The sequence below is a fragment of the Flavobacterium sp. genome (assembly GCF_004211145.1).
Lineage (GTDB): Bacteria > Bacteroidota > Bacteroidia > Flavobacteriales > Flavobacteriaceae > Flavobacterium.
On the sequence record NZ_SEBS01000002.1, the window covers coordinates 77,084 to 91,723 of the forward strand.

Annotated in this window: 9 protein-coding genes; 3 read left to right on the forward strand and 6 right to left on the reverse strand. The window is 44.9% G+C overall.

All coding sequences use genetic code 11. The features are described from left to right. The first annotated feature begins 3 nt into the window (after nucleotides 1-3). Together EOO50_RS01390 and EOO50_RS01395 are read left to right on the forward strand one after the other, a co-directional pair. Nucleotides 4-2,214: a M12 family metallo-peptidase gene (locus tag EOO50_RS01390; protein ID WP_290837156.1), complete on the forward strand. Its 2,211-nt coding sequence runs from the start codon at nucleotides 4-6 to the stop codon at nucleotides 2,212-2,214. An 84-nt stretch (nucleotides 2,215-2,298) separates the two neighbouring features. Then, nucleotides 2,299-2,676, forward strand: a complete 378-nt coding sequence (locus tag EOO50_RS01395) for a hypothetical protein (RefSeq protein ID WP_290837158.1) — start codon at nucleotides 2,299-2,301, stop codon at nucleotides 2,674-2,676. A 99-nt stretch (nucleotides 2,677-2,775) separates the two neighbouring features. On the opposite strand, the gene mfd is transcribed toward EOO50_RS01395, so the two are convergent. Further along, complete coding sequence (mfd, locus tag EOO50_RS01400; protein WP_290837160.1) at nucleotides 2,776-6,138, reverse strand: transcription-repair coupling factor; 3,363 nt, start codon at nucleotides 6,136-6,138, stop codon at nucleotides 2,776-2,778. Nucleotide 6,139: 1 nt separating this feature from the next. Further along, on the reverse strand, nucleotides 6,140-6,796 hold the full coding sequence (locus tag EOO50_RS01405; RefSeq protein WP_290837162.1) for a hypothetical protein: 657 nt from the start codon (nucleotides 6,794-6,796) through the stop codon (nucleotides 6,140-6,142). A 128-nt stretch (nucleotides 6,797-6,924) separates the two neighbouring features. Between EOO50_RS01405 and EOO50_RS01410 the strand changes: the two genes are divergently transcribed. After that, nucleotides 6,925-7,875 carry an NAD-dependent epimerase/dehydratase family protein gene (locus EOO50_RS01410; protein WP_290837164.1) on the forward strand — a complete coding sequence of 317 codons (951 nt, stop codon included), beginning with the start codon at nucleotides 6,925-6,927 and terminating at the stop codon, nucleotides 7,873-7,875. A gap of 204 nt (nucleotides 7,876-8,079) precedes the next feature. Here EOO50_RS01410 and EOO50_RS01415 read toward each other — a convergent pair whose 3' ends face one another. The 4 genes from EOO50_RS01415 to EOO50_RS01430 all read right to left on the reverse strand — a co-directional run bounded on the left by EOO50_RS01415 (nucleotide 8,080) and on the right by EOO50_RS01430 (nucleotide 14,469). After that, nucleotides 8,080-8,571 (reverse strand): nuclear transport factor 2 family protein, encoded by a 492-nt coding sequence (locus EOO50_RS01415; RefSeq protein WP_290837166.1) that lies wholly within the window; start codon nucleotides 8,569-8,571, stop codon nucleotides 8,080-8,082. A gap of 298 nt (nucleotides 8,572-8,869) precedes the next feature. Continuing rightward, the gene (locus EOO50_RS01420) at nucleotides 8,870-10,264 is read right to left on the reverse strand and encodes an ammonium transporter (RefSeq protein WP_290837168.1); all 1,395 of its coding nucleotides are present in this window, start codon (nucleotides 10,262-10,264) and stop codon (nucleotides 8,870-8,872) included. 687 nt (nucleotides 10,265-10,951) lie between these two features. Continuing rightward, complete coding sequence (locus EOO50_RS01425; protein WP_290837170.1) at nucleotides 10,952-14,086, reverse strand: DEAD/DEAH box helicase; 3,135 nt, start codon at nucleotides 14,084-14,086, stop codon at nucleotides 10,952-10,954. Next, nucleotides 14,083-14,469 carry a (deoxy)nucleoside triphosphate pyrophosphohydrolase gene (locus EOO50_RS01430; RefSeq protein WP_290837172.1) on the reverse strand — a complete coding sequence of 129 codons (387 nt, stop codon included), beginning with the start codon at nucleotides 14,467-14,469 and terminating at the stop codon, nucleotides 14,083-14,085. Before EOO50_RS01430 ends, EOO50_RS01425 begins: the two co-directional genes overlap by 4 nt. Nucleotides 14,470-14,640 lie beyond the last annotated feature (171 nt).

Here is a 14,640-nt window from a genome sequence, read left to right on the forward strand (position 1 = left end):
AATATGAAAAAAATCTTTACCCTACTGGCTTTCGTTATGGCTTTGGGGGCTTTCGCGCAAGGAAAAGTTGCCGAGAAAGTTGCCGAATACAAGCGAGCGAAGTCAGAATTTACGCACTTCAATGTTTTGGATGCGACATCTGAAGCGTTGGACGCAGATGTTTCGTCGGTCGTAAACAAAGCGACAATGGCGAAAATCAGGACTGCCGACGTGAACGAAATAGTGTCGAAAGGCCTCGAAACCATCGAAGTCGACATTCCCTACATGGGCAGCAACGTCACGGTCGAACTTTATAAAGTGAACATTTTGCACGAAGGCTTCCACATCGATACCGATAAGGCCAAGAATATTCCATACCAACAAGGTGTTTATTACCGCGGAATCGTGAAGAACGATGCGAATTCGGTCGTGGCTTTGAGCTTTTTCAACAACGAGCTTACGGGAATCGTCTCGAGCCAGGAATTGAATAATCTGGTTATCGGGAAGCAACAAAAAGCAGGCAATACGTCAGATTACATCATTTACTCTGATGCCGAAATGAAAGTCCTGAGCGACTTCAACTGCGGTATGAAACAAGACGTGCTCGAACAAGCTGGTCACGACCACGAAAGCGGAGAAACCAATCGCGATGTTAACAGCGCGCGTTGTGTGACCATCTATTTTGAGATCGACAACAATATTTATGTCGCGAACGGTAGCAGCACGACGACAACTGCAAACTGGATGACGTCGGTGTTCAATAATGTGCAGACATTGTACACCAATGACGGGATCACGACTTCCCTAAAAAGCACTTTCATCTGGACGACGCCTGACCCTTACACAGGAGACGGATCTTCAGATTATCTCTATCAATTCAACTCTGTTCGTCCTGTTTTCGACGGAGATGTCGGGCAACTCGTAGGCATCGATCCGGGAGGACTTGGAGGCGTCGCCGTTACGATCAACGGTTTGTGTTCGGCCAATAATTTCTGTTATTCCGATGTGAACTTCCAATTTTCAACGGTCCCGACGTATTCGTGGACAATTGAAGTGATCACGCACGAATTAGGTCACCTGCTCGGTTCGCCTCACACGCACAACTGTAGCTGGAACAGCAATAACACGGCCATCGACAATTGCGGGCCGTATGCGAACAGCAGCAATCCGAACTTCGAAGGCGCATCGTGTATGACGACGCCACCGACGATTCCTTCGACTACCGTTAAAGGAACTATCATGAGTTATTGCCACTTGGTTGGCGGTGTCGGGATCAGTTTTTCGAACGGATTCGGCCTTCAACCGGCAACCCGCATCATAAATGCAGTAAACGCCGCAACTTGTTTGAGTACTGACTGTGTCAACACATGTATCAACACCGTGATGAATATGGCCGCGACTACCGTGACGCCTAACTCTATCACGGTTACTTGGGAAGATACCGGAGGCGGTCCATGGCAAGTTGGAATTTCTCCTTTTGCGAGCTCTCTTGTAAACTGGCAAAATACCACCGTTCCGACATATACATTCAGTGGCTTGAACGCCAACACGTATTACAGGATTCGCGTACGCCCAACCTGTACGGCAGGTTTGGTTCCGGGCGTGAGATCGAACGCTTTCGCGACGTCGGCCAACTGGTGTAACGGCATCACGATTACCGATACCGGCGGAACCGCAGGCGATTACACGAATGATCAGGATTACACCCGAGTATTGATTCCGACGGTAGCGAACAAGAAAATCGTACTTACGTTTACGGTTCTCGACCTCGAAAATGAATACGATTACCTGTATGTTCACGACGGACCGAGCACGGCTTCAACCGAATTGACGAACGGCGGAATCACGGGGGAAAATCTTCAAGGACCTTTTACCCCATTCGTTTCATCGTCGCCTGACGGAGCGCTTACGTTGCGCTTCTTTTCTGACCAAGGCGTAGTCGAAGGCGGTTATGTTGCGACGGTTTCCTGCGATGATTTGCTTGGAGTCGGCGATTTCTCTCCGAACATCGATTTCACATACTATCCGAACCCTGCGAACGAATTCGTGAACATCGTTTCGAAAACTGAGATCACGAGCATCGAAGTCTACAATGTGACAGGTCAATTGTTGTATTCGAACAAGACAAATACGCTCGACACGAAAGTCGATATCTCATCGTTCTCGACTGGAACATATTTCTTCAAGCTCAAGTTTGGCGAGATCGGAGCGAACTTCAAGATCATGAAATTCTAAACTTCCAAAATAGAATATTTAAAAGCCCTTTCCAACGAAAGGGCTTTTTTTATACTTTGTGGTTTCAAAACCAAAACGAAAAACATGAAAAAAATCACATTCTTATCGTTGCTGTTGGCGTTTCTGCTAGCAGCCTGCGCCGGTTCCGATTCGTATCGAGGCAAATGGAAAGCCACGAACGCCGATGGAGAAAAAGCTGAATTGAACTTTAAAGAAAAGTTGTTCTCAATTACCGAAGCCTCGGGCAAGAAGTCCGATTACGAGTACACGCAAAACTCCGTGAAGTACGAGAACGGCAAGCAATCTTACGGGATTACATTGTCAGACGGTCGCGGTTACCAAATCGTTTTCCCGAATTCCGACGACGAGACGGTCGGGATTATCACCGACGAAAACGGAGCGCCGATGTTCACGATCAGCCGCAAAGAGTATTTGACGTATGAAGACGTGTATAAGTTATAAGAAAAATCTTGGGGAATTTGTTTAGACCTTTGAGATTCTCTAAACCTCAAAGGTCTGGCGAAAAATCCAAATCCAACGACACGATTTCCGCCGAAAATCCTAAGAAACGATTTTCTGCATCAAGTTCAACGCGCCGCTAACCGACTTCACATTCTCAAAAGTCAACAGCAATTTCAGGCCGTTCGGCGTTTGTTTTTCCTTCATTCTCGCAAGCTCGGGATGTTTCTGCACGAACAGCAACACCTTGTCGAACTGCGCACTCTGATAAAACGCCGACTCGTGATCCGATATGAAATACGCGATCATCTTGCCCTGTTTCATCACCAATTTCTCGATGCCGAGTTTCGTCGCGATCCATTTGATACGAAGGCTGTTCATTAAAGCCTGCGCCTGTTTCGGCAAAGGCCCGAATCGGTCGACGAGACGTTTCTCAAACAGGAATAATGCTTCGTCGTCCTTGATCAAACTGAGTTCGTTGTACAGATTCAATCGCTCCGACACATTGTTGATGTATTCATCGGGGAACAATAACTCGAAGTCCGAATCGATCTGGATGTCCTTCACGTATTCCTTCTCGACATTGCCCTCGATTTCCTGGTACAGATCCTTGAACTCGTTTTCTTTGAGTTCCTCGATCGCCTCGTTCATGATTTTCTGGTACGTCTCGAACCCGATATCGTTGATGAAACCGCTTTGTTCGCCACCGAGCAAATCGCCCGCGCCGCGAATCTCCAAATCCTTCATCGCGATGTTGAAGCCGCTGCCCAGATCCGAGAACTGAGCGAGCGCGTGAATGCGTTTTCGCGCGTCCTCGGTCATCACCGAATACGGAGGCGTGATGAAATAACAAAACGCTTTCTTGTTCGATCGGCCCACGCGACCGCGCATTTGGTGCAGGTCCGAAAGCCCGAAATTATTCGCGTTGTTGATGAAGATCGTATTCGCGTTCGGCACGTCAAGCCCGCTTTCGATGATTGTCGTCGCGACCAACACATCGAATTCCCCGTTCATGAAACCGAGCATCAGTTCCTCTAGTTTCTTGCCTTCCATTTGTCCATGTCCGACCCCGACGCGTGCATTCGGGACCAGACGCTGGATCATTCCCGCGACTTCGCGAATGTTTTCGATGCGGTTGTTGATGAAGAAAACCTGGCCGTTTCGTTGAATTTCGTATGAGATCGCGTCTCGTATCGTTTCCTCGCTGAACCCGACGATATGCGTTTCGATCGGATATCTATTGGGCGGCGGCGTATTGATCACCGACAAATCGCGCGCGGCCATCAATGAAAATTGCAGTGTTCTCGGGATCGGCGTCGCGGTCAAAGTAAGCGTGTCGATGTTCGCGCCCAAGGTCTTGAGTTTATCTTTCACGTTCACGCCGAACTTTTGTTCCTCATCGACGATAAGCAATCCCAAATTCTTGAACTGCACATTTTTGTTGACCAACTGGTGCGTCCCGATTACGATGTCGAGTTTTCCATCGGACAATTCCTTTAGCGTCAGCGATTTTTCTTTCGCTGTTCGGAACCTGTTCAGATAGCCGACCGACACCGGCATTTCCTTGAGTCGTTCTGAAAAAGTCCTGAAATGCTGGTATGCGAGAATCGTCGTCGGAACCAAAATCGCGACTTGTTTCCCGTTATCGACCGCTTTGAAAGCCGCGCGGATCGCCACTTCGGTCTTTCCGAAACCGACGTCGCCGCAAACCAATCGGTCCATCGGGCGTTCGCTTTCCATGTCGGCTTTCACGTCTTGGGTCGCCTTGAGCTGATCGGGCGTATCTTCGTACAGGAACGACGATTCGAGCTCGAGTTGCAGATAACTGTCGGGCCCATACTGGAAACCTTTCTCCAACCGGCGTTTCGCATACAATTGGATGAGGTTGAACGCGATATGCTTGACGCGCGCTTTGGTCTTGTTCTTGAGCGTTTTCCAAGCCGCCGACCCGAGTTTATAAATCTTGGGAGGTGCGCCGTCCTTGCCGTTGTATTTTGAAATCTTGTGAAGCGAATGGATGCTCACGTATACGATGTCGTTGTCGGCGTACACCAATTTTATCGCTTCCTGCGTCTTGCCTTCGACCTGGATCTTCTGCAGTCCGCCGAACTTGCCGATGCCGTGATCGATGTGCGTCACGTAATCCCCGACCGACAACGTATTGAGTTCCTTCAGCGTCAGCGTCTGCTTCTTCGAATACCCGTTCTTAATGCTGAACTTGTGGTAACGCTCGAAAATTTGGTGGTCGGTATAACACGCGACCTGCAATTCGTCGTCGATGAAACCCTGAAAAAGCGGCATCGTGATCGTTTCGTATTGCTTGCGCACGTCTTCGTGGCTTTCCTCGTCCATCGACTCGAAAATGTCATGGAAACGCTTGGCTTGCGTGTCGTTCGAACAGAATAGGTAATTTCGAATGCCGTTCGATCTATTCTCGCCCAAATTGTTGAGCAACAGATCGAACTGCTTGTTGAAAGCGGGTTGCGCCTGTGTATGGAATTCGAATTTTTGCTTGACGTCGAACACGGGAATCGATGTGAATTCGAGTAACGAAAACAATTCCGCCTTGTGCAGGAACGCTTTCTTGTTCACGAACAATTGCTCGGGTTCGATATGTTTTACGGTCGACTCAAGCGCGTTGAAAACCTCGCTTGCCTTGTCGTACAACTTGTCGAGTTTGGTCAGCACCATTTCCGTATCCTGGACGAGCAGCACCGTTTTTTCGTTTATGTAATCCAGGAAACTCTCGCGGTTCTCGGCGAAGAATTTGTTTTCGACGTTCGGGATGATCGTGATTTTCTTTTTCTTCTCGATCGACAGTTGCGTCTCGACATCGAAGCTTCGGATCGAATCGACCTCATTGCCGAAGAATTCGATTCGGTATGGATTGTCGTTCGAAAACGAGAACACGTCTATGATTCCGCCTCGCACTGAAAATTCTCCGGGTTCAGTGATGAAATCCACGCGTCGGAACTCGTATTCGTGCAAGACTTCGTTTATGAAATCGATCGAAATCTTATCACCGACCGAAACCTTGAGCGTGTTTTTGTCAAGCTGGGCACGCGTCACGACTTTTTCCGACAACGCTTCAGGATACGTCACGATCAATGCCGGACGTTTCCTCGAATTGAGTCGGTTTAACACTTCGGCGCGTAAAAGCACGTTGGCATTGTCGGTGTCTTCGATTTGATATGGCCTGCGATACGATCCGGGATAGAAAAGCACGTCTTCCTCGCCGACCAATTGTTCGAGGTCGTTGAGGTAATAGGCCGCTTCTTCCTTGTCACTCAAAACCAACAGAAAAGGCAGTTCGCTTTGCTTGAAAAGTGAGCGTACGACGAACGAAAGCGACGAACCGAACAGCCCGCGCAATTGTATTTTCTCGCCTTTTTGCTGCACGCTTTGCGCGATGCGGATCAATTTTGGCGACGAATCGTATTTATGTAAAAGTGCCGATATACTCAATTTACGGTAACTTGTGTTCTCTAGAAAGTAGTCCGCCGTTGCGTCTTGGAACTTCGCGTGGCGGCATCATTGGTTTGTTTTCAGCCGATGGATTCGTCGGGACGGCGCGCGATGTGTCGAGCATCCTGATCATGTCGGCCTCGCCTTGTTCTTTCGGGATCGCCGATTTGCGCACGATTTCGCCGAGCTGGTTTTGAAAACCCTGCATTTCCAAGTTGATGTCGGTCACTAAAGTGTTTACTTTTTCAGCGGGAATATCGTCGAGGTTGATGTACAGATTCAGCGAATTGATTTTCGTCGTAAGCACCGCGATGCGCGCTTTGACCTCAGGCTTGTTGTATTGGAACGGGATGCGTTTGGGCAAGTCGGCGACGCGCTGCGACAGGATTTTCGCCTTTTTTTGGAACGCGCTGATGCTGCTTTGCGGTTTCTGCGACATCTCGTGCAACAGGTTGCGCCAATCGGCCCAATTCTTCACCAAATCCTGGGACGTCGCGTTGGTAGGCGCAGTGTTGAATTTCCAATGGCTGTTGATGCTCTCGAAAACCTTCTCTTTCTTTTTGGCGTCTTTGGCTTGTGCGATCGCGCGACCCTTTTCGTCGGTACACGAAATCAGCACGATAGCCGCGAAAAATAAAGTCAAAAGGCGTGTGGTCATCTAAGCGAAATTAAGGAGTACAAATGTAAACTTCGCGCGCGAATTTGTCGCAATCCATTAGGAATTATTAACGAATCGATAACCGAAAGCGATTCAAATGTATATTTGTGCAATAAACAACACCAACTATGCCTAAAATTCTAATAATCGGAGCCTGCGGACAAATCGGGACCGAGCTTACGCACAAACTTCGCGAGATGTTCGGCGTTGAAAACGTGGTCGCGTCCGACATCCGTAAACTCAACAACGACGTCGTCAACAACGGAATTTTCGAAGTCCTGAACGCGCTTGACTTCAACCAGATCCAGCACATCGTCGAGGAATATGAAATCGAGGAAGTCTATCTCATGGCGGCTTTATTGTCGGCGACCGCTGAAAAAAACCCGGCGTTCGCGTGGGATCTGAACATGAATTCGCTGTTCCACGTGTTGAATCTCGCGAAGGCAAAAAAAATCAAAAAAATATTCTGGCCGTCGAGCATCGCCGTTTTCGGACCGACAACCCCAAAGAACAACACGCCTCAATATACCGTGATGGAACCTTCGACCGTGTACGGGATTTCAAAACAATGCGGCGAACGCTGGTGCGAATATTACCACAACATTTACGGCGTCGATGTGCGCAGTATCCGATATCCGGGACTGATTTCGTGGTCGACTCCTCCGGGCGGCGGCACGACCGATTACGCCGTCGACATTTACCACAAAGCCTTGCAGGACGGCAACTATGAGTGTTTTTTGAAAGAAGACACGCGAATGCCGATGATGTACATGGACGACGCCATCCGCGCGACGATCGACATCATGCAGGCGCCTCAGGAAAACATAAAGATCCATTCGTCGTACAACCTGAGCGCGATGGATTTTACCCCGATTGAAATCGCCGACGAGATCAAGAAACACATTCCCGATTTCGAAATCACCTACAAACCTGATTTCCGACAAAAGATCGCCGACAGTTGGCCTGCGAGCATTGACGATTCATCGGCTCGCGAAGATTGGGGCTGGAAGCATGAAATCGGGCTTGAGAATATGACCGAGGACATGTTCGAACACTTGAAGGACGAGTATAAAAAGTAATTTTTGGGCGTGCCGGCGTCGTGGACTTATGGGTTGAGAAAACTTTTTTTCGCGACGCCGTCGGGCTGCCCGCTCCAATCTTTATCATACTGTTCGACAAGCTCACAGTACAATAAAGGATTTTCGCTCGCATCCCTCACGCGAACTTGGTTCCAAATCGCGCGTCGGTTAAAAATCGCGTATATCCATCAACAAGAATCGTGGCTACTTTTTGCGTTTCCTAAGTTCTTCGGTGTACGCGTCTTCGATTTTGGCTTTGATGGCGATCGCGTCATCGACCTTGTCATTCGGGACTGTCATTGAAAGCACGTAATGCACGATTTTCCATTGTCCGTTTTTCTCTTTTCGCAACACGCCTGAGCCTCGGCAGATCTTCATGTGCGTGTCGAGCAATTCGTCGAACCAGGCGATCGTTGCGTCGGGGCTGAAATAAATATTGCGTTCGAGCGCTTTGAAATTCCAGGCTTTTCCTTTGTCGAAATAGGGTTTTGAGAACGCTTTGAACGCATCGAGATGCCAGTTTTCGGTCGCGTCGGTGCCGATGTAGATCGCGTCGTCGCTCATTGCGCCGAAATAGTTTTTGAAGTTTGCCTCGGCTGCAGCTTTGTGCCAATCGTCGAGTATTTTGTTTATTTCGGGTTTTTGGGCTGATGCGGAGATGAACGCGAGCAGTAGGAAAAAGTAGAGGTTTTTCATCGGATTAAATTTCGTGAAAGTTACTCAAAATAAGATTTCGGTTTTTCAACAATGACTATTTGATTTGAACAATTAAGGTAGTTAAGAGCAGTTAAGATTTTGTCGTGGGAGAGGCAAATCTTGGTTCGGTGCTCAGCCTTAACTACTCTTAACTATCTTAATTGTTCGAAAAAACAAAAAAACTCCCGCCGAGATCGCAGCGAGAGTTCACAGTTGAGTTGAAATATAGAAAATATCGAACTATAAGTTTAGCGCATTTCTTAATGGACTTGATAGTTCAAAAAAACTACCTGTTGAATCAAGGAACCAAATTCAAAATCCCCAAAGGCTGTTCGGGTTTCGACGGATCGATCGTCTCATCGTGCTGCGACAAATCCAATCCCAAATGCTCCGAATCCTCGGAAACGCGCAATGGAATAAAGTAGTTCGTTACCTTAAACAAAATCCAAGAGCCGACGAACGTGAATACCGAAACCAATACCAAAGCCATCATGTGATGCGCGAAAACATTCCATCCGCCGTGCATCAAACTCGCGTTCTCACCCTGGGCGAAAATCGCGGTCAGGATCATTCCCATGATACCGCCGACGCCGTGACACGCGAAAACGTCAAGCGTATCGTCGATTTTCTGCATCGCCTTCGACGTCAAAACCAAGTTGGAAATAATCGCCGTTATGAATCCGAAGAAAATACTTTGCGGAACCGTCACGTAACCCGCGGCAGGCGTGATGGCGACCAATCCCACGACAGCTCCGACGCACGCGCCCAAAGCTGAGACCTTGCGTCCGTTAAGCCTTTCGAAGAAAATCCAAGTCAACATCGCGGCGGCTGAAGCGGTCGTCGTCGTCGCGAATGCCATCGCGGCCGTTCCGTTTGCAGCCAATGCCGAACCCGCGTTGAATCCGAACCATCCAAACCATAACATTCCCGTACCTAAAAGCACGAATGGAATATTCGTCGGGATATGTCGGCTGTTGCGGCGTTTGCCCAAGACCAAAGCGCCTGCGAGTGCCGCGAATCCTGCGCTCATGTGAACGACGGTTCCGCCCGCGAAATCCTTGACGCCGAAGTAGGTCGCCAAAATTCCCGTCGGATGCCAAACCGAGTGGCAAAGCGGCGTATAAATGAATATCGTGAACAAGCAAATGAACAGCATGAACGAGATGAAGCGCACGCGCTCGGCGAACGAACCCGTGATGATGGCCGGCGTGATTACGGCAAATTTCATCTGGAACAATGCGAAAAGCATGAATGGTACTGAAGACGCCATTATTTTGTGTGGCAGACTTCCTACGTTGTCCATGAATGCGAACGTCGTCGGATCGCCCAAGAAGCTGTAGAATTTCCCGCCGATGTAAATGCCCATTGGTTCACCGAAAGCCAGACTGAATCCGACCACGACCCAAAGCAATGTCACGACGCCAAGGCAAATGAAACTCTGCAACATCGTTGAAATCACGTTCTTCTTACCGACCATTCCGCCGTAAAAAAACGAAAGTCCGGGCGTCATGAACAACACCATGCTCGATGCGGCAAGCAGCCACGCGACATCGGCACCCACGATTTGTTCCGAAGTCCCGAACTGCGAAAGCGTGTCGGCATCCGGAATCGATTCGGGCCAAAATAAACCCGCAACGGCCACAATCGAAATAATCGCAAACGAAATGATCCAGCGCTTCTCTAACTTTTTCATTTTATAGTATTTTAAAATTAACCTGTAATTTGGACGGGGGTAAAATTAGGAAAAATACTTATATGGGATTTTAAACCCTAAAAAATTTGTGGGTAAAACGATGAAATGTGATTTTTTGTCTGTGAAAGGGAAATGTGGAGATTTGATTTTCAAACTTTCACTTCTTAATTATGTTTTTGACTTTAGCTTTCGTCCGCTTGAAATCTTGGCGAAATACAGCCCTGGGCGAAATCCGAGATAAGGCGGTACCTTGGAAACGAGGACATTGTTTTTTGACAATTAAGATAGTTGAGGCTTTGCGCTGCGAAACGAGCGTTGATTTTTAAACCATTAAGAGCATTAAGAGCATTAAGTTTTGCGAAGTTTGGTTTGTGACAAAAGTTTTGAAAAGAAATATTTGTCACCGATTCTGTGACAACTTTTTTTTAAAATAAAATTTGTCACAAGTTTTGTTGGGAAGTTTTTTCGGTGAAAAATCCAAACAGCATTTTCATGCTGATGAAATAGCAGCGGTTGATTTTGAGGGTCGTTTGTGGGAATAAAAAAAATCCTCGTGATGAGGATTATTTGGATTTGTAGAGGTTTTTGTAGAGGGTGGCTTTTCGCGTTCTGATTGTAGGAGGCGTTCGTAGAGGGATCGAATTCGATTTCAAAAATATAATATTATCTTGAAGGCGGGATTAAATCTTATCCGACAGATAATTTGGCGGATTGTTTCCATAAATAATTCGGCATTGGCTCAGACAATTTCCAATTTATACTCATTGGTTTTGAGCCGTAGTGGGTTTCAAACGTCCCATCACCTAAGAATACATAGCCTATCGTATTTCCATATTCGTCTTTCGATTGCTCGCGCACAAATAGCAGAATGATTTTATTGTTTTCTTCTTGGTTGATGTAAGTTAGCCCTTTGCCTCTGTCTGCACGAGTTTGGTTTTGTGACTGCCAATGGAAAATCGTTTCGCTTATGGCATAATCGTTATACATAGTTGTTGGCGAGTAATCTTCTTCTGATTTGAACAAGTCGATAAATAGCAATTCTGTATTCAACGATTTGTTTTCGTAAACGCCTTCGCGATTTGAAGATTTTTTTTCGAAAGTAGAATCTTCAAAAGCTACTAAAATTTGATCACGGGTATAACGAGCATGTACTTTTAGCGGTTGTTCGTAAGGTAAACGTATGTCCTTTTCGATGAAACCAATACCGTCTAGCAAATACTCGAGAACTGCAATAATCTCGTTTACCATTATTTTATTTTCTCCAATTGCCCTGATACTTTCTTGAATGGTTGAGAAAACTCCAGCGTTTTGCCAAACGTCATAGTGCAACATCAGAAGCATTTTTTTCTCGTTAGCATCTAGTTCATCTAAATGAACTTTGAAATCATTTTTTGCAAGGTTCAAAATGAAATTAAAATAAGTCGAAGAAACAGTTGAAATCCATTTGTTTTTAATCGCCCCAGCAATCTCTTTCTCATTTTTACTCGAAAAATTCGGTAGCCGATTTGCCTCAACACATAGTCGACTCCAACTATCTTTTTTATAAATCGTATTTATCTTAATGTTGCTAAAAGTTAGGAAGTTTGATAAAGTTAAAGGCGACAGAAATTGGTGTTCAAAGTTCTGAATTCGTAGCACCAACTGTTTCCGATTCGATGAAGTGGCGCGACGAATATTTTCCAAAATATGCTCTTTTGCCTTTTTCTCTAAAATAATAGAACACCCAAGCGGTAAATGCGGAAATTCATCTTCCACTTCTTTTTGAACTGACGAGTTTGTTTTACCAATAAGCGCCCTAAACTTCATTTCAAAATCGTATTCAGGACGTGCGTTCCCTACGAAATCCAAAACAGTTAGCGCATCCTTTCCCTCAAAAAGGCGAAGACCTCTCCCTAACTGTTGTAGAAAGACAGTCAAGCTTTCTGTTGGGCGTAAGAACAGTAATGTATCGATTTGCGGAATGTCTACGCCTTCGTTGAAAATGTCAACTACAAATAGATAATTTAATTCTTTGGATTTGAATTGCTTTAAAATTAAATCTCGTTCGGCTGAATTTTTACTTGTTAAAACACCAGCTTTGAATCCTGCTAGCACAAATTTTTCGGCCATGTAAGTGGCGTGTTCGATGGTTATACAAAATCCTAAACAAGCAACATTTGAAGGATCATTGGTGTATTTGTTAAGACTTGAAATTACATCACCAACGCGTCGATCATTTGAGGTATATAAGTCTGTGAGTTCACTCGCTAGATATCTTCCGTTTACCCATTTTACACTAGACAGGTCAACACTATCTGAGATTCCGAAATATTGAAATGGGCACAGGAGTTTTTTATTTAAGGCTTCAGGCAAACGAATTTCTGCGGCTATTCTGTTGCAGAAATCAGATAAAATATCTTCTCCGTCCATTCGTTCCGGCGTTGCAGTCAAGCCAAGCAAAATTTTAGGTTGAAAGAACTCCAAAATTGGGCGGTATGATTTAGCAGCAATGTGATGTACCTCGTCAATTATAACAAAATCGTAGTAATCTTTATCGAGTGTTAGGTCCGATAAAGAATTATTTAGAGATTGAACCGATGCAAATACTTGTTTGAAGTTTAATGGACGATAACCGTCGACCCAAATTTCACCGAAATTATTATCCTTCAAAATTCCTTGAAAAGTTGAACGCGCTTGAAGTAAAATTTCTTTGCGATGTGCCACGAACAATAGAGAGGCGTTTGGATTATCTTGTTGAAATTGTTTGTAGTCAAAGGCTGAAATTACTGTTTTTCCAGTTCCGGTTGCTGCGACGAGTAGATTTTTGAACCTCCCGTGAAGTACTCTTTCAGCATTTAGTTTTTCGAGAATCTCTAGCTGATAATGATACGGTTTTACATCAAAAAATGAGGTTTGAAGAGAAATTTCTTTGGTAAAACGTGCTTGATGTAAAGCAGTTTGTAGTTTTTCGATATGCTTTTCATTGTCATAAAGTTCGAATTCAGGATTTTGCCAATACGCCTCGAAGGTATTTTGGAACTTTTCGATTATGTGACCAACCTCGTTTGTAGTTACTTTTAAATTCCATTCTAAGCCATCGGTTAAAGCAGAACGAGAGAAATTTGAAGAACCAATATATCCCGTATGAAACCCTGTATTTCTCAAGAAAAGGTAAGCTTTAGCATGAAGTCTTTCATTTCCAGAATTGTATGAAATTTTGACCTGTGTGTTTTTCAACGATGCCAAAAGCTGAATTGCTTTTTGGTCAGATGCGCCCATATAAGTGGTCGAAATAACGCGTAACTTTCCGCCTTTCTCCGTAAATTCTCGAAGCTCTTTTTCGAGAATGATAATTCCCTTCCATTTAATGAATGAAACAAGTAGATTGATCTTGTCAGAAGAAAGAATTTCTTTTCGAAGTTCACTTTCAAGTGTTATTTCCGAATTCCCACCAACAAAAAGTTCGCTGTGAAGTAATCTAGATGACGGAATAATTTGTTTTAATCGAAGGTCGAAGTCAGAAAAGTCACTATTTAATTTCGTCAGAATAGCTTTCAAAATTCTCCCATCTTCTAAAATTAAGTCGTCTTCAAATTCTTCTTTTCCTAACTCGGATTTTAATAAAAGGATAATTTCGTTTGCAATTTCTATCTGTCGTCCGACATCGCTTTTTATAAGTGATAATGCATACTTCAAAATCTTTGAGATATGGCCAGCTAATATAGCGGCTGCTTCTTCCTTATCAACTTTTACCTCGTTTATGTAATAAGACGATTTATCAACCTCTTCTAATTTTGTAGCTATAAGTTTAGTTACTAAACTTTCGTAGATGCCTTCGGTCATGAATATAATTCTAGAAATTCTTTGAGAATAGGAATATCAGCGTCTGCCCAATCTAAATTTGATAGTTCGTTCAAATGTAAAGTTTTGAACTGTATGTGTTCGGATAATTTTATTTTTCCACAGGCGAAATTAACAATAAAAGGAATTAGGCGAATTGTAACTGTCGGGTAATGATGAACATTGGGAGATAAACGTGAGATAATATCGATTTCAATATTCAATTCTTCGAGAATTTCACGTTTTAAGCAGTCTTCTTCTCTTTCAGAAGTTTCTACTTTCCCGCCGGGGAATTCCCATTTGAAAGGCATCGACATAGTCGAGCTCCGTTGCGTAACGAGAATTTTTTTTTCGTAAAAGATTATTGCGCAAGTTACGTCGAGCATTTATGAATAGTTAAAAGGGATTTTTTAAAGAAAAATGGGCAAGTAATGAACTCGAGATTTCCTTTTTTAAATTGAAATTAGTGATAGTTGGTTAATCAAAACACTTGTAACAAGTATTTTTCTTTAATAATTTTTGTCACAACCTTGAACTGCCCCACGAAAAATTAACAC